The 20,536-nt window shown below is 37.6% G+C and carries 22 protein-coding genes and 3 tRNA genes; 4 read left to right on the top strand and 21 right to left on the bottom strand.

Translation table 11 applies throughout. From position 1 onward, the window contains the following. Nucleotides 1–210: 210 nt before the first annotated feature. The 11 genes from K2N75_RS03080 to K2N75_RS03130 all read right to left on the bottom strand — a co-directional run bounded on the left by K2N75_RS03080 (nt 211) and on the right by K2N75_RS03130 (nt 7,518). A tRNA-Arg gene (locus K2N75_RS03080) sits at nt 211–287 on the bottom strand. 5 nt (nt 288–292) lie between these two features. Continuing rightward, nucleotides 293–368: transfer RNA gene (locus K2N75_RS03085), tRNA-Ala, on the bottom strand. A gap of 44 nt (nt 369–412) precedes the next feature. Then, the gene (gene coaE, locus K2N75_RS03090) at nt 413–1,024 is read right to left on the bottom strand and encodes a dephospho-CoA kinase (protein WP_297679721.1); all 612 of its coding nucleotides are present in this window, start codon (nt 1,022–1,024) and stop codon (nt 413–415) included. Further along, entirely contained in the window at nt 1,021–1,824 is an 804-nt protein-coding gene (locus tag K2N75_RS03095) for a spermidine synthase (RefSeq protein WP_297679720.1), read from the bottom strand. Before K2N75_RS03095 ends, coaE begins: the two co-directional genes overlap by 4 nt. Before the next feature lie 73 nt (nt 1,825–1,897). Then, nucleotides 1,898–2,431, bottom strand: coding sequence for an META domain-containing protein (locus K2N75_RS03100; protein ID WP_297679719.1), 534 nt, complete (start codon nt 2,429–2,431; stop codon nt 1,898–1,900). A gap of 9 nt (nt 2,432–2,440) precedes the next feature. Next, the gene (locus K2N75_RS03105; RefSeq protein ID WP_297679718.1) at nt 2,441–3,313 is read right to left on the bottom strand and encodes a peptidyl-prolyl cis-trans isomerase; all 873 of its coding nucleotides are present in this window, start codon (nt 3,311–3,313) and stop codon (nt 2,441–2,443) included. 56 nt (nt 3,314–3,369) lie between these two features. Next, nucleotides 3,370–4,761, bottom strand: coding sequence for a M20/M25/M40 family metallo-hydrolase (locus K2N75_RS03110; RefSeq protein ID WP_297679717.1), 1,392 nt, complete (start codon nt 4,759–4,761; stop codon nt 3,370–3,372). Nucleotides 4,762–4,772: 11 nt separating this feature from the next. After that, nucleotides 4,773–5,456 carry a 3-methyladenine DNA glycosylase gene (locus K2N75_RS03115; RefSeq protein WP_297679716.1) on the bottom strand — a complete coding sequence of 228 codons (684 nt, stop codon included), beginning with the start codon at nt 5,454–5,456 and terminating at the stop codon, nt 4,773–4,775. Further along, nucleotides 5,453–6,616: a replication-associated recombination protein A gene (locus tag K2N75_RS03120; RefSeq protein WP_297679715.1), complete on the bottom strand. Its 1,164-nt coding sequence runs from the start codon at nt 6,614–6,616 to the stop codon at nt 5,453–5,455. The genes K2N75_RS03115 and K2N75_RS03120 overlap by 4 nt, the downstream gene beginning before the upstream one ends. Before the next feature lie 121 nt (nt 6,617–6,737). Continuing rightward, on the bottom strand, nt 6,738–7,391 hold the full coding sequence (locus K2N75_RS03125; RefSeq protein ID WP_297679714.1) for a TIGR00730 family Rossman fold protein: 654 nt from the start codon (nt 7,389–7,391) through the stop codon (nt 6,738–6,740). 50 nt (nt 7,392–7,441) lie between these two features. Continuing rightward, nucleotides 7,442–7,518: transfer RNA gene (locus K2N75_RS03130), tRNA-Arg, on the bottom strand. Nucleotides 7,519–7,586: 68 nt separating this feature from the next. Here K2N75_RS03130 and K2N75_RS03135 point away from each other — a divergent pair. The 3 genes from K2N75_RS03135 to K2N75_RS03145 are packed head-to-tail and all read left to right on the top strand — an operon-like array spanning nt 7,587 to nt 9,175. Next, the gene (locus K2N75_RS03135; protein ID WP_297679713.1) at nt 7,587–8,435 is read left to right on the top strand and encodes a zinc ABC transporter substrate-binding protein; all 849 of its coding nucleotides are present in this window, start codon (nt 7,587–7,589) and stop codon (nt 8,433–8,435) included. Between the two features lie 26 nt (nt 8,436–8,461). After that, a complete protein-coding gene (locus K2N75_RS03140) occupies nt 8,462–8,653 on the top strand; it encodes a hypothetical protein (RefSeq protein ID WP_297679712.1) in 192 nt (63 codons plus the stop codon). Between the two features lie 9 nt (nt 8,654–8,662). After that, complete coding sequence (locus tag K2N75_RS03145; RefSeq protein ID WP_297679711.1) at nt 8,663–9,175, top strand: hypothetical protein; 513 nt, start codon at nt 8,663–8,665, stop codon at nt 9,173–9,175. Between the two features lie 66 nt (nt 9,176–9,241). On the opposite strand, the gene K2N75_RS03150 is transcribed toward K2N75_RS03145, so the two are convergent. From K2N75_RS03150 to K2N75_RS03195, 10 genes are all read right to left on the bottom strand, one after another. Continuing rightward, the gene (locus K2N75_RS03150; RefSeq protein ID WP_297679723.1) at nt 9,242–9,322 is read right to left on the bottom strand and encodes a hypothetical protein; all 81 of its coding nucleotides are present in this window, start codon (nt 9,320–9,322) and stop codon (nt 9,242–9,244) included. 208 nt (nt 9,323–9,530) lie between these two features. After that, nucleotides 9,531–10,733: a tryptophan synthase subunit beta gene (gene trpB, locus K2N75_RS03155; protein WP_297679710.1), complete on the bottom strand. Its 1,203-nt coding sequence runs from the start codon at nt 10,731–10,733 to the stop codon at nt 9,531–9,533. Nucleotides 10,734–10,914: 181 nt separating this feature from the next. Beyond that, nucleotides 10,915–11,748 (bottom strand): hypothetical protein, encoded by an 834-nt coding sequence (locus K2N75_RS03160; RefSeq protein WP_297679709.1) that lies wholly within the window; start codon nt 11,746–11,748, stop codon nt 10,915–10,917. A 9-nt stretch (nt 11,749–11,757) separates the two neighbouring features. After that, nucleotides 11,758–12,966 (bottom strand): N-acetylmuramoyl-L-alanine amidase, encoded by a 1,209-nt coding sequence (locus K2N75_RS03165; RefSeq protein ID WP_297679708.1) that lies wholly within the window; start codon nt 12,964–12,966, stop codon nt 11,758–11,760. Next, entirely contained in the window at nt 12,963–14,051 is a 1,089-nt protein-coding gene (locus K2N75_RS03170; protein ID WP_297679707.1) for a nitronate monooxygenase, read from the bottom strand. Before K2N75_RS03170 ends, K2N75_RS03165 begins: the two co-directional genes overlap by 4 nt. 19 nt (nt 14,052–14,070) lie before the next feature. Then, nucleotides 14,071–15,285, bottom strand: a complete 1,215-nt coding sequence (gene tyrS / locus K2N75_RS03175) for a tyrosine--tRNA ligase (RefSeq protein WP_297679706.1) — start codon at nt 15,283–15,285, stop codon at nt 14,071–14,073. Between the two features lie 14 nt (nt 15,286–15,299). Continuing rightward, nucleotides 15,300–17,447, bottom strand: a complete 2,148-nt coding sequence (locus K2N75_RS03180) for a RelA/SpoT family protein (protein WP_297679705.1) — start codon at nt 17,445–17,447, stop codon at nt 15,300–15,302. A 66-nt stretch (nt 17,448–17,513) separates the two neighbouring features. Beyond that, complete coding sequence (locus tag K2N75_RS03185; RefSeq protein WP_297679704.1) at nt 17,514–17,732, bottom strand: DNA-directed RNA polymerase subunit omega; 219 nt, start codon at nt 17,730–17,732, stop codon at nt 17,514–17,516. A gap of 18 nt (nt 17,733–17,750) precedes the next feature. Further along, on the bottom strand, nt 17,751–18,470 hold the full coding sequence (gene pyrH / locus K2N75_RS03190) for a UMP kinase (RefSeq protein WP_297679703.1): 720 nt from the start codon (nt 18,468–18,470) through the stop codon (nt 17,751–17,753). Between the two features lie 71 nt (nt 18,471–18,541). Then, nucleotides 18,542–18,988 (bottom strand): hypothetical protein, encoded by a 447-nt coding sequence (locus K2N75_RS03195; RefSeq protein WP_297679702.1) that lies wholly within the window; start codon nt 18,986–18,988, stop codon nt 18,542–18,544. 90 nt (nt 18,989–19,078) lie between these two features. On the opposite strand from K2N75_RS03195, the gene K2N75_RS03200 reads away from it, so the two are divergent. After that, a complete protein-coding gene (locus K2N75_RS03200; protein WP_297679701.1) occupies nt 19,079–20,533 on the top strand; it encodes an NAD(P)H-hydrate dehydratase in 1,455 nt (484 codons plus the stop codon). The last annotated feature ends 3 nt before the right edge of the window (nt 20,534–20,536 follow it).

The following is a 20,536-nucleotide window of genomic DNA, read 5'->3' on the forward strand; positions in this document are numbered from 1 at the left end:
CCGCAGGAATAGCCTTTAAGTAAAATAAGATTTTTGTGGTTTGTTTGAATTGTAAAAGCATTTCATTCCTTAAATGCGCTCCAATAATAGAATAAATTTCTAATCCATAGTGAAGCTAAACAAAGGCTTATTTTATAGAGAATAAAATTAAGATTCCATAAAGTTATATCAATCCATTAAAATTTACGAGAATTAAAGAAAAAGGGAGAATGGTACGCCCGGAGGAATTCGAATCCCCGACCTACAGGACCGCAACCTGTTGCTCTATCCAGCTGAGCTACGGACGCATATATGGTGGAGTGTAGGAGGTTCGAACTCCTGACCTCAACGCTGCCAGCGTTGCGCTCTCCCAGCTGAGCTAACACCCCTACACTTTTACTAAAAGGCGCAATTATAGCAAACAAAGCTTAAATTAAATTTTAAGCTTTTGTAGAGAGTGCAAATAAGTCTCCACCGCACTTTGCAATTCCTCTAAGCTCCCAGAATTGTCAATCACATAGCTAGCCATTGCGCGTTTATCCTCTAATGGCATTTGCGATTCTATTCGGCAAAGCGCATCTTGCTCGCTTAAGCCATTGCGTTTTTTAAGACGTTCAATCTGCAAATCCTTTGTTGCGTAAATCAATAAGGATTGCTGAATCGGATAATGTTTCGTCTCAAAAAATAAAGGAATGTCAATAAAATATAAAACCTTTTTGCTTTCTTGTTTTTGCGCTTGTTGCAGAATCTCTTTTCGGACTTTTGGGTGCAAAATGGATTCCAACTTGCCCCTAGCAACTTTGTCTGCAAATACAATCTTTCCTAGTTTTTGCCTATCAATCTTTAATGCGCAATCGCCACAATCTGCGCTTAAGATTCCATTGCCAAAAACTGCAACCACTTCTTTTGCACTAGAATTCAACATCGTATGCGCAATCTCATCTGCACAAATAATATGATACCCATAAAGCTTGAGCAGTGAAGCCACTGTGCTTTTGCCACTTGCGATTCCACCGCTTAATGCAATAGCATATCTAAGATTCAATTTTTCGCTACTCCAGAAAGTGCGGTTTTAACGGATTTTGGCAATACAAATGCACTCAAATGTAAATTTGCGTGATAATATTGCAATCCCTCTAACATATCTGCGCGTTGCAGCTGAATATCCGCTGTGGGGTGATAGACTTTAGAGGCGAAAATATAGCAATCTTGCAAAAGAGACAAAGGCGCAAAACAAGGCATTTTTACCCTAAAATCCCCCAAAGATTCCAACAAACGCTTGACTTCTAAGGTTTCTAAGAGAATCTGTGGTGATTTTATCATCAAGATTCCCTTTTCCTCTAGCAAAGACTGATAATCCTGCGCTTGCTGTGTAGAATCCAAAAGCAAGATAATATCATAACTTGCCCGATTTTCTTGTGTATTTTGCTTTAAAAATTCTTTGTTTTGCTGTGGAATCAAAGTAAAGCGTGGGGATTCCATCACTTCTTTATAATGCGGAAAAAAGCTAACAAGCGATTCTAGAACTTTTAAATCAAATTGTAAAAAATCTACACATAAATCTTGATGACGCAAAAATTCAAAAGCAATTTCTAAGTTGAAACTTCCCGCAATCAATACGCGCTTGGGCGCTTTGTGCGAACAAGCCAAGAGATGTGCCAAAAACTCACTTTGCACACAAAGCATCTTTTGAAGCAACATTCCCTCCTCTAGCAAGGCAATCTCGCCGAATGCTTCGGAGGTAAAAAGCTCCAATGTATGCCTTTCGCCTTTGACTTCGTGTAATTTGCGTTCTATTTTATATTCTTGTTGAAATTTATCGTTATAGGATTTTGTAACCCACATATTTTTCCTTTATTCGTCTTAAATCTCAAAAGCCTATTGTAATTTTGGTAAAAATATCTTTAAACTTATACTTTTAGTTTAATACCAAATAAAAATCTTTTCCGATAAAGAAAATTTTACTCATTCCCTTGCTTTCTTCTACTACAAGAATCTTTGTAGAAGCATTAAGAAAGTTCTGCACCAAAATATCTTCGTGTGTCATAGTATTGGGTTCGCACATTTTACGTGTCATTCCGATATTGTCTAGGTGGAGAGATTGCTCTTGAATCAAATAACCTCCAAAGAATTGATTACACCCAAAAGTGCCATTGATTTGATTTTTAGAAAATCGCAAAATCGGAGGATTTTCTACATTTTTTGCCAAAATAATGGTTTTACCTTTGAAATGATACGAATGGATTTTCCATTCTTCTTTGGATTCTAAAAGCCTTACAAAATCCACTTCCTCGCAATTCTTAGCCGTCTTGGTTTCCTGATGATAGCAAGGGACTAATTTCGGGTCATTGGGAGTAACAGAATTAGAACTACAACCCACAGAGACAAAAGCTACCGCACTCATCACCATACCAAACAAACTCCATTTAAAAATTTCTTGCATTTTACTCATACTTGCTCCTTAATTTAAACGCACAATATTTACTTTCGCGTTAGAACGCAACTTTTCAAAATATTCATAAATCAAATAATCCTCTTTTTGCTCCATTATTTTTTGCAAAACTACATTGCGCACATTATCATAAGGTAAAAGCGCGGGATTATTTTTTGCCTTAATCAAAAACACAACAAATTCATCAGAAACAGGAAAAATCGGGGTAAATCTACCGATTGCTCCTTGTGTAAAAGCACTGACAATTTGCGGGTGTAGCTCCATTGTTTGCAATACTTCATTTGTCTTTTGCACATCGGACAGAACGACTTTACCATTACTTTGGACAACTTTTTCAAGTGATTTTGCTTCTTTGCTAAAGTATTTGACAACATCTATGCTTTGGGGGATAGAAAACTCTTGTTTATGTGTATTATAATAATTTTCAAGCTCTTTTTCATCTACCATTCTCAAGCCCTCTTGCGTGATAGATTGATAAAGCTTTCTTTTTTGTAAATTGCGTTTAATTTCCTCTTTGTAATGTTCCCAATTTCCACCATTCCCTTGAATATAATTTCTCACTTGCTCCAATGTAGCCTTTTTTTGTCTCGCGATTCTTGCAATCTCATCTTGAATCTCTATTTCATTGACAACAATTTTTCTTTTGTCTATTTCCTCTTTATGCAGGCGGTCATTAATCAGCAAGTCTATTGCAATTTGTTGCGAAACCTTATCGCGTTGCTGAACTTTATAAACCTCCATTAAAGTAACAGGATAATCATTGACGAAAAATGCGATTCCATTCACGAGAGATGGGGCAGCAAATAAGCTAGAATGAGCTAGCAAAAAACCAAAGCCCACAAAATAAACAAGAAATTTTAGATTCCATTTGTGTTTTGCCATTACGATTCCTAAATCTAAATTTTAAGCAATTTTAGCAGAATCTCTCTAGGTTTTTGTTAAAACGCGCCAAATCTTTTAAGCACATCTTGCAAAATCCTATCAAAGCATACGAAACTTTCCAAGTCAAGCTCTTCACGCACAGAATGCGGGTGAAAAATATTTGGACCAATGGAAGCAAAACAAATGGAGGGATATTTTTGTTTTAAGATTCCACATTCAAGCCCCGCGTGGATACTTTTTAATCGTGCTTTGGGATTGTGCTTTTGAGCAATTTGCAAGACATTTTCCAACAACTCACTTTCCTCTCTCTCCCAAGGTGCATAATAATCCAATAATGCAACTTCAAAACCCAATGCTTCTAGCCTCATTTTCTCTTTTGCGATATTGTCCTGCATTAAAGATTCTTGATTTCCTCTCCCCATTACCACAAATTCTATCTGCACTTTTTCATCTTGAAGCGTTTGCTGCAAAATCCCAAGATTGCTTGAGAGAATCGGCTCGGCATTTTGGGAAGCTAGGACACCATTTTGCAAACCCAAAATGGCTTCCAAAAGCTTACATATATCAAAAGCCTTTCTTTGTCCTTCTTTTTGTCTTTCTTGGGGTTTTTTCATAACTTTGAATCGCGCGCAATCCTCTAAATCTCCTTGTGCGATTCTTTCTAGGATTTCTTTGCATTGTGCCTTTTTCTCTTGTGGAATCGCAACGGATAAAGTCGCATTCACAGGGATAGAATTGCGCTTCTCACCGCCATAAAACTCTATTGCTAGCGCGCCACATTCTATAAGAGATTGCGCCACTTTGGCTAATTCTAAAATCGCATTAGGGATTCCTTTGTGGATTTCAATCCCACTATGTCCCCCCATAAAGCCTTGCGTGCAAATCTCCCAAATCTCACAATCTTGTGCGATTTCAATGCTTGGAAAAGACATTTTGCATTCCAAATCATAACCGCCTGCGCACGAGCATACTACCTCATCTATCTCCTCACTATCACAATTTAGCGTATATGGAGCTAAAAGGGGCAATGCAATCTCCCTTGCTCCTATCATTCCGACTTCCTCATCTATCGTAAAGAGGCATTCTATATTTTGACAATCCCTTAATGCAAGCAACATACAAGCTAAAGCCACACCATTGTCTGCCCCCAAACTAGAATCCTCTGCACACAAAAATGCTTTGCCTTTGCGCTCTATAAACTTGGGTTTTACCAAAAATTGTGCAGATTGTCCCACATATACCATATCATAATGTCCTTGTAAGCACAACTTCGGTAAGCCTTTTGTGCATAGCACATTGCCCGCTGTATCGCATTGCACTTTTGCACCAAACTTTTGCGCTTCCTTGATAATCCATTCTTTTAATGCTTGTGTTTGGAAGCTTGCGTGCGGAATCGCACAAATTTCTAAAAACACTTTTAAGGGTTCAAAATTTTCATATTTTTTCACATTTTTTCCTTTTAGATTCTATGAATTTTACAATATTCTACAATTTTACCATGAAATCTTGCAAAGAGCAGATTAAGCGGAATCCTAAAGCCATAAAGCGCGCAAACTTTATCATAATTTTCATTCACTCCACTGCTTAACCAAGCCTGTAAATCCTCATAAGATTCCAAAGTATAACCATAACTTGAAAGCAGCTTATAAGTGTATCTATCCGCGACCATAACCTCTCTTCCTAACCCATAACACAAAATCACATCGCAACTCTCCGCTCCAATGCCCTTTTGACTCAAAAGCCACTGCCTTGAAACTTGCGCACAAAAACTCGCATAATCCCCAAAATCTTTTAAAATATTCCGACAAAGTTGCTGGATTCTTGTTGCTTTTTGGCGATAGAATCCGACATTTGAAATGAGATTCTGCAAAGTTGGCAACGAAATTGTGCTCAAAGAGTTTAGATTCAAAACTTCTTTGTTTCTTAATTTTTCTAACGCGCTAGAAACTTGCTCCCAACGCGTATTTTGCACCAAAATCGCCCCGACAACCACCTCAAAACTTAGCGCATTAGGCCACCACCATAAATCTTTTGAAGATTCCAAATCCGCTAGAGAAATCGCTACAAAATCCTGTGGAATCGTGGGTAAGAGATTCTGCAACTTTAGATATTCTAGTAACTCATAACTATTTGCGATTCTCATTCTCTGCCTTTGATTTTATCTAGCCATTCTTTCAAAGTCTTTTCAAATCCCTTAGGTAGCCACTCTACAAACTTCAAATCCTTATGGAGATATTTTTGTTCTACAAAACCGCCAAAATCGTGAGGGTAAAGATAGTTTTTGTTAAATTGCACAATATTTGGCGGAATCGGCTCGTTAGGATTTTGCTCTACATATTTTAATGCCTTATCAATGGCGCAATAAGCACTATTGGATTTGGGCGAACTGCTAAGATAAATCACGCATTGCGCTAAGATAATTCTAGCCTCTGGATAACCAATCTTTGCAACACTTTGCAAGGTAGAATTGGCTAAATTTAACGCATTTGGATTCGCATTTCCGATGTCCTCACTCGCCAAAATCACAAGACGACGCGCGATAAACTCTGGATTCTCACCCCCGCTAATTAAACGCGCAAGATAATAAACCGCCGCGTTCTCGTCGCTTCCACGAATGCTTTTAATCATCGCAGAAATCAGATTATAATGCGTATCTAGCTCGCTTGTTCCGCTTAAATTTGTTTTGCGAAAAGTTTCTAATAACTCCACATTTAAGGGCAACTCTGTGCTTAAGGCACAATCTAGCAGATTCAGCATTGCTCTCGCATCGCCACCACTTGTTTGAATCAAAAAATCTTGAATCTCTGAACTTAGTGCGTAAGGCTTTAAAATATTTTCTAAATCCTTTTTCTCTAGGGGATAAAATTCAAATACCATTGAACGCGAGCGAATCGCTTGAGTGAGGGCAAAATAAGGATTTTCCGTAGAGGCACCCAAAATTAACGCTTGATAATTTTCCATAATGGGCAAAAGTATTTCTTGCTGGGCTTTGTTTAAACGATGCACTTCATCAATAAAAATCAATGGCTTTTGCAAGGTATTTTGATAATTTTTTAAAATCGCGCGCAATTCCTCTGATTTGAAGCTTGTCGCATTGAGAGAATAAAAGGGAGAATCTATCGCTCTAGCAATGAGAATCGCAGCACTTGTCTTGCCACTTCCGGGAGGTCCAAAGAAAAAGCTGTGCGGAATCTTACCGCTCAAAATAAGGCGCATTAAAGGAGCATTTTCTCCAAAAAGATGCGATTGTCCTATGAAATCTTGGAAACTTTTAGGTCTTTTATTGTATGCTAAATTTTTCATTTTCACTCTTTTAAGGAAAAATATGTCAAGGTTTGTTCCTTTGCTACTTGGGATTTTCGCCGCTTTTATGGTGCTTTTTATGATGTATGGTATAGGCAATCCTGTATTTTAACAGGATTACTCATTGGTTTTGATATTTTTTTAAAATCTTTAAAACCTTTTTGGGCTTGTTTGCGATTTGGATTAACTCTAATTCCTGTTTTGAAATAACACCCTCCTTTAACATCGTGCATTGAAGCCATTGCATAAATCCTTTCCAATAATCTTTGCCATACAAAATTATTGGGATTCTTTTGTGCTTACCTGTCGCAATTAGCACCAAAACTTCGCTCAATTCATCTAAAGTGCCAAATCCTCCAACTGCCACAATAAATGCGGTAGAATTATAATTAAAAACGATTTTTCGGCTGAAAAAATTTTGAAATTTCAGCGGCACTTCTACATAAGGATTCATTTGCTGTTCGTGGGGAAGTTGGATATTCAAACCAATAGATACAACCGAATGATTTTTCAAGCTTGCGTTAGGAGATACCAAACCTTGAGTTTTTTTGTATTGTATCAGCCCGCGATTCGCCGCTTCCATAATCCCGGGACCGCCCCCTGTCATAATAGAATAACCCTCTGCACCAAGCTTTTGCGCTAGCTTCACAATGGATTGATAGGCTTTACTCTCGCAACCCACACGAGCTCCGCCAAAAATCGTAACAATATTATCCAAATTTTCTAAAGTCTTTAATCCCTCTTTAATCTCTGCTTTTAATGCACCTAAATCCATTTTTAGCCTTTTTAAATTGTTTGATTGATAAATGTTAAGAAAGTTTTATGTGGTACGCTCAGAGGGAGTCGAACCCCCAACCCTCAGATCCGAAGTCTGATGCTCTATCCAATTGAGCTATGAACGCGTTTTTAAAATTTAAAATAAGGTATAATAATATCTCAAAAAAATTTAATAATTACTAAAAGGGAAGAAATGAAAAAGTTATTCTTGGCTTTGCTGTGGATAAGCCAAATCGCTTTTGCACAGGAAGCACGACAAATCATTGCAGTAAGCATTCCTATGCAACAAGAGTTTGTGCAAAAAATCGCAGGCGATAGATACGAGGTTGTCTCACTTGTAAAACTCGGTATGAATCCCCACGATTTTGAACCAAAATTTTCAGATGTTAAAAAAGTAAATTCTGCTTTGGCTTATTTTGGTATTGGTATTGAGTTTGAAGCCGTTTGGCTCACGCGATTCCAAGCGCAAAACAAGGCGATGAAAGTTTATGACAATAGTTTAGGAATCGCAAAAATCAACTTCGCGCATTCGCACGAAAAACACGAGGAACATTATGAGGGAGACACGCATATTTGGCTCTCTACGCAAAACGCCAAACAAATTGCACGCAATATTTACGAAGCCTTACAAGAATTAGACCCAAAGGCAGATTATTCAAAGACTTATCAAGCTCTCCTTGCTGAAATCCAACAAACCGATATGCAATTAAGGCAAATCTTAAATACACTGCCAAGCCATCAGAAATTTGTTGTTTTTCACCCTATGCTTGGGTATTTTGCTAGAGATTATCAGTTAGAGGAAATTGCGATTGAAATTGAGGGAAAAAGCCCAAAAATGCAAGAAATGATAAGAGTGATTCAAACAATTAAAGAAAATCATCTGAAAATCATTTTTGCCCAACCGGAATTTTCTACCAAAGCCGCAGAATTTATTGCCAAAGAAAGCGGCGCGCAACTAGGGTTTTTCTCGCCTTTGCAAATCCCTTGGAGCGAAAATCTTTTGGAGTTTGCCAAAACTTTAAGAGAAAATGCGTTGAGATAATGCGCTAGAATCTCCATTTTAAGAGAATGACACCTTGCTTTTCTGTCATTGCGAGAATTGCAGCGCAATTCGTAACAATCTATAATTCAAATGCAAAGAAACTTTATAATGGAATCTCTAAAGGCAAGATTCTAAATTATGGATTACCAAGAGATTCTAACGAATCTCTCGCAATGATGCAAATGTTAAAAACTAAAATTTTTAACTATTTTTACTAAGGATTTTAAATGGCAAGAATAACTAAAGGTGAAATTAAAAATGCTAATAAACAGGTTTTAACAAACATATATGAAACGGAATTTACAATAGAAAATACAGTATTTAGATATGAGGGGGGATATTATTTTACTGATGGAGATAAAGTTGCGCTATATGCGATTCCACAAGGCAATGGAACACATTATGTCAATGCTTTTTATAATATCACTCGTGATGTGTTTGTGCCTGTAAGAAAGCTTAACTATCCCATATGGAGTTCTATTGGCTGGTTTTTGGCAATTCAGTTTATCACTATATTCATAGGGGTAATAATTCCTTTAATGGGAGCGTTTAACTCATTTGCTAACAACGCTATATTTATAAATCTGTGGGGTTCTTTGATAGCAATTGGCTCATTTGCTAGTATTGCAACACCATTCTTTGTTTTTTATCGCAATTTTAAACAAAATGAAGAAATAAAATTACTTAATCGGCAACTATACACAGAGGGTGAAGCAATGCGTAAAGAACCAAACAACTAGAGATTCCATAGCGGAATCTCGCAATAACGCAATAGAATCTTAAAGCAAAGATAAAATCTCACAGATTCAACCCCAAGTAGAATACGCCACGCTTAAAAGCATATCCTCAAGCGCAAAAATCAACACGCTAAAAGCCGCCCAAACCATCAAAATGCAGCCTATGGTATAACCCTTGTGTGTGAAAGCGTTGGATTTTTTAAAAACAAATTTGCAATCACATCTAAAATCGCCGAAATGACGACATACCCTAAAGCTAAGCTCATTGCATTCCTTTATGGGCAATCTGTGCAGAATCGGATTCTGCTTCTTTTCTTTCGTTTTTCAATTCCGCATAATTAATGAGTGCGATTCCCTCTCACTCCCCATAGCCGAAATTTTCTACAACAAAATCTATATCTTTATCTCCGCGACCGCTTAAATTAACAAGTATTTTTTGCCCCTTTAAATTCGGAGCGACTTTGAGGGCATAAGCCAATGCGTGGCTAGATTCAATCGCTGGAATAATTCCCTCATTTTTGCTTAGTATAAAAAATGCGTCAATGGCTTCTTTGTCGCTAATCGTTGCGACTTTTGTGCGTCCAATACTATGCAAATAGGCGTGTTCTGGTCCCACACTTGGATAATCCAACCCGCTTGCTACGCTATAAACGGGTGCAGGATTCTCTCCTTTATCCTTTAGCATAATAGAATTAAATCCGTGCATAATCCCCTCACTTCCATAGCTTAAAGACGCAGCGTGCTGCCCTAGCGCACTTCCTTTGCCCAAAGGTTCAACCCCTACAAGTTCCACTGCATCTTCAATAAATCCGCTAAAGATTCCCATTGCGTTGCTTCCTCCGCCCACACAAGCACACACAATATCGGGTAATTCTCCCGTCATATCCAAAAATTGCTCGCGGGATTCTACTCCTACGATAGCTTGAAAATCTCGCACCATTTTGGGAAAGGGGTGAGGACCTACGACAGAGCCGATTGCATACATTGTGTTCTTAGGATCTTTCAAGTAAGATTCAAAGGCAGAATCCACAGCCTCTTTGAGCGTTTTTGCACCAAAAGCAACAGGAACCACCTTTGCTCCTAAGACTTTCATACGCACCACATTGGGGTGTTCCTTTTTAATATCCACTTCTCCCATATGGATTTCGCATTCTAGCCCAAAATACGCTGCTGCAGTCGCGATTGCAACGCCGTGTTGCCCTGCTCCTGTTTCTGCAATCAGCTTCTTTTTGCCCATAAATTTCGCCAAAAGTGCCTCACCCATACAATGATTCAATTTATGCGCACCTGTATGATTCAAATCCTCGCGTTTTAGATAGATTCCAGCTCCACCATATTTTTTCGTTAAATTATTGGCAAAATAAATCGGCGTTGGACGCCCTTGAAAATGTTTGCGAATCTTTCTTAACTCCGCGATAAAATCACTATTTTGTGCCATCAAATCGTAAGCTGTATTAATCTCATTCATCGCCTGCTTAATGGAATCGGGCACAAAACTTCCTCCAAACCTTCCAAAGAACCCAAACTCATCTGGAAATTTCTTAAAATATGGTTTATCCATTTGAATATCCTTTTGCAAAAATGTATAAATAAAAGCGTAATTTAAGAAAGAAAACTAGGGGCGATTGCCCCACCAAGTAGCATAAACAAAAGAAGAGAATAATATTAAGCTTCTGTTTAACTTATCCATATTGCTCTCCTCTTTTTTGGGTTTATTCTAACAAAGAAACTTTAAATCAAACTTAACGCCGAATCGTAAGCTTCATCATCCACGCACTACACCAACCAAACAATACTAAGGCATAAAACGCCTTACGCACCTCAAAATAAGATTCGCCATCTACAAAACTATAAGAAGAAATCATAATCACTATGCATATAATAAGGAGCAAAAATAAATTAAAAATTTCATAAGAATCAATATTTCTGTTGCCTTTAATGCACAAATATAATACCAATCCAAGTCCCAAAGATAACAACGCTAAATCAAAGTAACCTAAAATTCCACTTTTGAAAAAAGGTGAAATAGAGAATCCAGACAAAACACCTAGCATTACATTAAAACTTGGTTGTATGAGCTGCAAGAGTTTGCCAAAATTTGTGCTTTTATTAAAAGAAAAATTAAAAATATAAAAAACTGCGGGACAAATCACAAAAAATATATAGCAGATATAATCTACAAATATCTGATAAATCGTTTTAGAAAAAACATTTTCTTGAGTTAATCTTAAAGAATCCTCAAAAGAAAAAGGCTCAAAATAGGTTCTATGCATTACAAAAAGTTCATAATAAAGCAAAAATGCAAACACACACAATGCAAAACCAATCATCAAACTATATAACTTTGGTAAATGGCTAGAATAAATGCGTATAATATTAAAAAAGCTTACCATTACACCACAAGCAAGCAAAATTGCACTAATACCAAAATATACGCCAAAAGGCTGTGTTGTAAGCCGAAACATATGTTTAAAATCTGGTGCAAAACTTGTTAAAACTAACATCAAAATCGTAAAAAGTGCTAGAATAAAATATAAAGAAGAGAATATTAAATGAGGAATCGTAATTTTTCGCATTATTAACCTTTAGGGATTTTTTTGAAAATAGCCATCTACGCCATCAGCAATACCTTTGGCAATAGTCTTTTGAAAAGCTACTTGATTTAGTCTTTTACCTTCTTTGGGGTGTGTAATATAACCTACTTCAAGCAAAACAGAAGGCATAATTGCTCCGACAAGCACCCAAAATGGACCTTCACGCACACCACCATCTATAATTGAATACTTAGGACGCAAAGACTGCAACATACCATACTGAATATCAATGGCTAGACGATTGGAAGCCACAATGCGTTGCGTATTTAATGTGTTTAAAAAAGACTGCTTAGAAAAATAATTCATTCCCTCTGTATCATCTTTGTTTTCCAATGCAGCGACTTTTTTAGCGCGCTCACTCCTAGCAGTGGATAAAAAATAACTTTCTACGCCCTCAAATTTTGCCTTATTCTCTGGAATTGCATTGGCGTGGATTGAGATAAATAAATCGGCATTTTTATTATTGGCAAAATTTGTGCGCTGCCGCAACCCAATAAACACATCTTTATCGCGTGTCATATAAGTTTTATAACCGCGTTTTTTCAACTCATCACGCAAATATTTACCGATATTTAATACGATTTTTTTCTCACATACTCTATCTATGCCCATTGCTCCGCAATCCTTACCTCCGTGTCCAGGGTCAATCACAATGGTTTTGTTTATTTTATTGGAATAATTTTTTGTTGTATTAGTTGTCTTGGGTGCATTTTTCTCTTCTTTTTTGGGGCTTGGTTTTTGCGATTGCACTTTTGTTGCATTTGGTTTTTTTTGCGATTCTACGGATTGATTGGGGGTTTGGGGCTCAAAAAGTGAGGCAATGGAAAAATTACTTTGTGCCAATTTGGCATTAGGAATCGTAAAAGTCGCTTGTTTTTTATTGATTTTCAATTCAATCTTTAATTGTTCCGAACTCGTAATAACTAAACGCACTTTTTTTTGAGAATTCTGAGCCACTTTAACCTGCACATCGCCTTGAAACTCAAAAACTCTTGCACTCCCTTGTAATTGGGATTCTATATCATAAACATAGCGCAATTTTTCTTGGCTTTGCAAGAGAAAATTTTTAAAATCTGTTGGTTTAACTATTTGATTAAAATTTAAAATAATACCATTTTGCAGTTGTTGCACCGAAAGAATTTTAACTTCTGCTAACAATCCACTGCAAAATAAACAAAATAAGAGGAATAATCTAATCATCGGCTTAATTCATCTAAAATTTCTTGCACACTTTGGATTTTTTCAATCCGATAACCATTTGCACCTGTGAAATACAAGCCATTAATGGGGTCTCCTAGATAGCCATCTCCTAAACCATCTGCAATACAATATCCCACCTTTTTTGCTTCTTCTCCCCTATGGCAAGGGCTTACACAATTACTCACACAAGCAATTTTAGGAAGACGCCCCTCACGCAACCCTTTAACAATACCTGTAATCACAGCGCGTGCAGGATAACCTACAGGAGATTTTATCAGCTCAATATCCTCTTTTTTAACTCTTAACATAAGTTCATTATAGTATGTAGCATCGCACTCCTTAGCTCCTAAGAATCGCGTTCCCATTTGCACTCCACTTGCTCCCAAATCTAGCATTTTATCAATATCTTTTCTATCCCAGATTCCGCCTGCAGCAATGATTGGAATATCTCCCCATTTCTTACTCTCTTCAATGACTTCAGGCAAAACAGCTTCTAGTTGATGTTCAGGCTTGAAACAATCCTCATAACTCACTCCTTGATGTCCTCCGCTCAATGGTCCCTCCACAATCACCGCATCAGGAATGCGTTTATAGCGTCCCTCCCACCGCTTACACAAAATCTTTAAAGCCTTGGCAGAAGAAACAATAGGAATCAAAGCAACATTAGGAAAGTTACTTGTAAATTCTGGCATATTTGTAGGCAATCCCGCTCCGGTAATAATCATATTTGCCCCTGCTTCGCAAGCATCACGCACCACTCTACCATATTCATTGATTGCGTAAAGAATATTTGCGCCCAAAGGATTTTCGCCACAAATTTTTCGTGCATTCTTAAATATCTCCATAAGAGATTCTTTGGAATAAAAATTCAGAGTATCAAAGGGTCTATGCTTAATCGTTTTTTGCACAAATGCACTTCTTTTGTAATAGCCTGTTCCCACACAAGAAATAATGCCAAGCGCACCACATTTAGATACATTACCCGCGAGATTATCCCAACTGATTCCAACTCCCATTCCCCCTTGAATAATAGGTAAAGGAATGGTGTATTTTCCAATTTTAAGTGCTTTGAGTGTGTGTGGCATATCTTTCCTTTTTTGAAGTTTATTGAATCATAATTTTAGCAAATTTACGCTTGCCAACTTGCAAAATATATTCACCTTGATTTAAATTTAACTTAGAATCCTCAACTTTCTGACTATTTAGCTTCACCCCGCCCTGTTTAATGAGGCGCAACGCTTCAGAATTAGATGTGCAAAGATTGCATTCACTCAAGAGCTGCGCAATCCAAATGCCACAAGGTTTTTTAAACTCTGGCATCTCACTTGGCAATTCCTCTTTGACAAAAACTTTTGCAAATTCCTCTTTCGCACTCAAGGCGCAATCTCTATCATAATAGCGCGTGATAATCTCTACTGCCAAGTCCTCTTTGACTGCTTTTGGGTGCAAACTACCCTTTGCTACTCCCTCTTTTAGCGATTCTATTTCTTGAAGTGTTTTTGCGCTTAGCAGTTCATAATATCTCCACATTAAAGAATCTGAAATACTTAAAAGCCTTCCAAACATTTCCTTTGGCTCCTGCGTGATTCCGACATAATTCCCTAGACTCTTGCTCATCTTATGCACGCCATCTAATCCCTCAAGCAATGGCACCATTACAACAGATTGTCCCTTGTTTAATCCATAAGCGCGTTGCAAATGTCTGCCCATAAGCAAATTAAACTTCTGGTCTGTGCCACCAAACTCAATATCACAATTCAGTGCCACAGAATCATAACCCTGCAAAAGCGGATAAAAAAATTCTACAATACTAATGGGATTCTGTGCTTTGAATCGTTTTTCAAAATCATCTCTCTCCAACATTCTAGCCACTGAAAATTTTGCAGCAAGCTCAATCATACCGCGAGTGCCGAGTTTATCAAGCCATACAGAATTAAAGACAATTTCCATTTTGTCCGAATCCAAAACTTTTGTTACTTGTTCCTGATAGGTTTTTGCATTTGCCAACACTTGCTCTTTGCTTAACGGCTTCCTTGTCTCGCTCTTGCCGCTTGGGTCGCCAATCATTCCTGTAAAATCACCAATCAAAAAATAAACTTTTGCACCATATTTTTGAAAAGTAGCAAGCTTTTGCAAAAGAACGGTATGTCCCAAATGCAAATCGGGTGCAGTCGGGTCAAAACCCGCTTTAATTGTAAAAGTTTTGCCTTCTTTAAAGTATGCACTTACCAACTCTTCAATAGTTTCTAGTCCGATAATCTCTTGTGTGCCGCGTTTAATCTCTTCTAAAGCGGTGCTAATTTGAGATTCTACATTCATACATACTCCTTAAATTAATCTGCATATGCGTCTTTTAATGCATGCACTTCTATGATTTTATAATTATTCCCTAAAAGATTTTTTAGCTCTTTAATTTCGGTAATGCTAGATTCAAACCGCAATTCACAATGTGTTGCATAAGTGCTCTTTTGTGAGCCTAATTCCACACCCAAAACATTAATATCGTGCTTTGCTAGAAAAGACAAGAAATTAGCCAATACGCCCTTTTGATTCTCTAGTGCAACGATGAGTTTATAAGTTTGCAACTTATCCTCTAGCCAATCCACATAAAGCATTTTAACGCCCTTTTGAATCTCCAAATACGCGCGCTCGCAAAGCTTATGATGCACAAACGCTTTAGAACCGCTCTTAAATGCGATAATAGAATCCCCAAATTTTGGGTGGCAGCAATAATCAAAAACCGCTTGATTAATCGTATGATTGGTTTCAATCACGAGATTGTCAAAACGCAATTCTTTGAGCTTTAGGATTCTGATTTTAATCTGCTCCAAAAATCCCGCATTTTGTTTATAAAAATTCTTAATACGATTCTTAATATCCTTTAAGAATCCAATATCCGTTGTCGCGCGATAAATCGTATCCTCTAAATCATTTTTTATTATATAATCCTCAATCTCTTCTGCGCTTTTACCAAAAATCGTTGCGATAATATTAATTGCGCTTTTACGCTCAATCTCTTTAATACGCGTTGCGCAATTCATCTTGATTTGGCTTTTTGCACGGGAGGTTTTCACTGCGTCAATCCAAGAACATCGCAAAATCGTGTCTTTTGCCATAATAATTTTTACAATATCGCCACTTTTTAATGTAGTCAGCAAAGAGGATTTTTGATTATTCACATAAGCCTCTTTTGCACGATTCCCAATGTCCGTATGCACCGCATAAGCAAAATCCAACACCACCGCACCAATCGGCAAGGAATAATTATCTCCATCGGGCGAGAAAACTACAATATCCTCACGATATAAATCATTTTTTACAAGCTCATAAAATTCCTCAATGGAATTGTTTTGGAATTGCAGCTTGTTGAGCCAATCAAGACTTGGACCGCTATTCCCGCCTGTTTTATATTTCCAATGCGCTGCGATTCCATATTCTGCACTTTTGTGCATATCCTCTGTGCGAATTTGCACTTCAAAAATAGCGGAATCATCAAACAAGGTGCTGTGGATTGTTTGATAGCCATTTTCTTTGGGCAGAGCAATATAATCTTTAAAACGCGACATAATGGGCTTAAACTTTAAATGCAGAATCCCCAAAACTTTATAGCAATCCAAAGGCGTTTTGACTATCACGCGGATTGCCAACAAGTCCAAAACTTCATCAATAGAAATGCCTTTGCGCTGCATTTTAAGATAGATAGAATAATGCCGCTTAATCCGACTTGCAATGCTAAACTCACTCTCTGGAACACCCTCTTGCACAAGACTTTTTCTCACCTTTTGGATAAAGGCATTGAGCTTTAGTTGAATCGTTTGCTTGTGGTTTAAAAAATATTCCTCTATCTTGCGGTATTCTTGAGGAAAAATATAATAAAAACTTCTGTCCTCTAGCTCATTTTTCAAAGAGGAGATTCCTAAACGATGAGCAATAGGAGAATAAACAACCAAAGTTTCCTCCGAGATTCTTCTTTGTTTATTAGGAGGCAAAGCACCAAGTGTTAGCATATTGTGCAATCTATCGCAAAGCTTCACAACAAGCACACGCACATCTTTGACAGAGGTAATGAGCATTTTACGGAAGCTTAATGCCGCAACGACGAGCTTTTCATTAGAATGGGAAGCGGGCAGTTCTTCTGCACGAATCGCAACGATTTTTGTCAAGCCATCTACCAAAGACGCAATATCTTCGCCATAGTCGCGTTTAATATCCTCTAATGTCGCGTCTGTATCCTCTACCACATCGTGTAAAAGTGCTGCGCACACCATTACTTCATCTCCGCCAAAATACGCCACAATGCACGCAACAAGCAAAGGATGCACGATATAAGGTTCGCCGCTTCTTCTTTTTTGCTCCTTGTGCGATTCTGTAGCAAAAGCAACCGCATTTTGGATATTTGGCGTCTCCTCTACCATAGAATACAGCAACTCTAACGCTGCTTTAGGGCTCGTGATTTCTGCAACCTGTTTTAAAAATTCCAAATTCTACCTTCTTTGCCTGATACTTTATCTTATTTGAATACCTTTTATTTCTTCATAAAAAGAGGGTTAATTTTGCGATTCTTCAATTTTGTCTAAGCTAATTTTACCCTCTGCCACTTCAAGTAAAGCAATGTCTGAAAGCTTGTCCGCTTTTACATCTTTATTTACAAGAGGTTTTGCTCCACGACTTAATTCATCAATTCTCATAAACAAAATATTAGATAACAAATATCTATCTCCATTAACTTTTTCTAAAGCCTTTGATGCAATTTCTTCAATTCTCATTTTTTTCCTTTGTATAAATTAATTTTCATTGGATACTTTAGAATACACTGCACTAGAATCGCCTTGTATGATTTTCAGCAAATTTCCCTCTCGCAGCATATTGCACACTACAATAGGAAGTGCATTATCCTTTGCAAGCGCAATCGCGGTATCGTCCATTACTTTAATATTATCTTTAAGAGCTTGGTCATAGCCGATTTGGTGTAACATCGTCGCATTTTCAAATTTTGCAGGGTCTTTGTCAAAAACGCCATCTACTTTGGTTGCTTTGATAATCATCTCCGCTCCAATCTCCACTGCACGCAAAGTCGCCGCAGTATCGGTAGTAAAAAAGGGATTCCCTGTGCCTGCTACAAAAATCACAACGCGTCCTTTCTCCAAATGCCGAATCGCACGCCGATTAATGTAAGTCTCACACACTTCTTTAATCTCTAGCGCACTTTGCACGCGCACATCTAAGCCATAGTATTCTAAAGCTTCCTGCATTGCAACTCCATTAATCATTGTTGCGAGCATTCCCATATAATCTCCGCTTGTGCGCCGAATCAAACCGCCTTGAGACGCACTCACGCCGCGGATAAAATTCCCCCCGCCAATCACGATTCCAACTTCAATCCCGGCTTCCACAAGCGTTTTAAGCTCTCTTGCAAGATAATCCAAAATTTTACTCTCAATCCCAAAGCCGCTCTCGCCAGACAATGCCTCTCCCGAATATTTAACCAAAACGCGTTTTGCCATACCAGCCCTTTCTTTAATTTCAAAATTTATAATTCTAATCAAAACTTACTTATAATCTAGTAAATTTCGCGTTATTTACTCATTTCATCATTTTTTTGACGCAATGCTTCTATCCTCTTTTGTTGAATCTCGTATGCTTCTTGTATTTTCTGATTAAGATTCCTTTGTGCGGAATCCTTTTTAGGAATATCCTTGCGTCCGTGATAGCTCTCAAAATGCTCTAAATGTTTCTGCAAACCTGTGTTTTGCTCCATTTGTAAGTTGTTTAGATTTTTTTCTTGCAATTCTTTGCTTAATCCGTCTAAATGGCTTTTGAGATTCTTTTTTAGCTGCTGCTGCAAGGGAGATTCCAAAGAATCCTCCTCTTGTTGCTTGGGCTTTAAGAGGCTTGTTGCATTATTTTCTAATGTTTTATTGTCTTCTTGATTCTTTTGGGGTTTATTTTCATTGCAACCCATTAAACCAAACAATATAAAACAAACTACAAAAAAATTTAAAAAAATAGTTTTAAATGCCATAAAAATTCTTTATACAATCACTTTTTAGATTGAATTTATAGCATATTTTGTTAAGATTCCAAAAGCTTTTATTCTCTTAAGGAATCCAAAATGAAAAATTTATTTTTAACCACGCAAGAATTAGACAAAAATGCGACAAAAAGCTTTAATCTACCCGCAGAATTGCTAATGGAAAATGCTGCAAGTGGAATGTATTATTTCATCAAAAATCGCTTTTTGTCCAACTCCTTTGAAACTCCCAAAAAAGTATTGCTTGTTTGTGGGAATGGCGACAATGGCGCAGATTGTTTGGCGCTAGCTAGAATGCTTTGTGGAATCTGTGAAGTGCATCTCTTTTTGCCCAAAGGCACAAAAAGCCCCTTATGCCTAGCGCAGCTTAAACGACTAGAAGCATTGCAAATAAACTCCAAATTAAATTTACGATTCTTAAAATCCTTAAAATCTGCAATAGACTATGCAATCATTATTGATGGAATCTTTGGCGCAGGTTTTAGAGGAACACTAGACTTAGAAACAACCAAAATCTTACACATTTTAAATCAATCCTATGCCATTAAAATTGCCTGTGATATTCCAAGCGGAATCACAAAAAGCGGCGCATTAGGTGGAGAGGTAGCCTTTAAGGCGGATTTTACGCTTACAATGGGTGCGTTAAAGGTGGCATTATTTTGCGATGAAGCAAAAGATTTTGTCGGCGAAACGCATTTGATAAACTTAGGTCTTAGCGAGGAAGTTTTTGCACCAAATTCTAGCTTCAAACTACTAGAGAGGAGCGATTTCAAGCCTCCGCACAGAATCGCACAAAACACAAACAAAGGAAATTTTGGACATCTGTGTGTTTATGCGGGAGAAAAAATCGGCGCGGGCGTATTAAGCGCACTTGCAGGCTTACGCAGCGGAGCTGGACTTGTGAGCGTAATAAGCAAAGAAAAAATCCAAAATCTCCCTTTTAGTCTGATGAATCCGCAAGAGATTCCACAAAATGCAACAACAATGTTGCTTGGTATGGGCTTTGGCATAGAATCTCCCTTGCCAAATTTAAAAAATCTTAAAAATCTCCCTTTATTGCTGGACGCGGATATTTTTTATCATTCTAACTTTTTAGAGATTCTGCAAACCCACAAACAAATCCTTTTGACACCTCACCCAAAAGAATTTACACAAATCCTAAAAGTATGCAATCTTGCAACAATTTCTACGCAAGACTTGCAAAAAGACAGAATCGCCTATGCACTAAAGTTTTGCAATGCCTATCCACACGCGATTTTAGTGCTTAAAGGCGCAAATACACTGATTTGCAAGGATAAAAACATCTATATCAATCCCTTTGGCACGAATATTCTTGCCAAAGGAGGAAGCGGGGATATATTAGCAGGAATCATTGGCGGGCTTTTAGCGCAAAGGTACACTCCGCTAGATTCCGCAATTTGTGGTGTTTTGTTGCATAGCTTTTGCGCACAAGAAATTGCGAAAAAATGCAATGATTTTTCGCTAAACCCCCTTGATTTAATTGAGCAAATCCGCTACATTTCACCAAAAATTTAAAGG

The sequence above is a fragment of the Helicobacter sp. genome, assembly GCF_029067145.1.
In the GTDB taxonomy this organism is placed as follows: Bacteria; Campylobacterota; Campylobacteria; order Campylobacterales; family Helicobacteraceae; genus Helicobacter_D.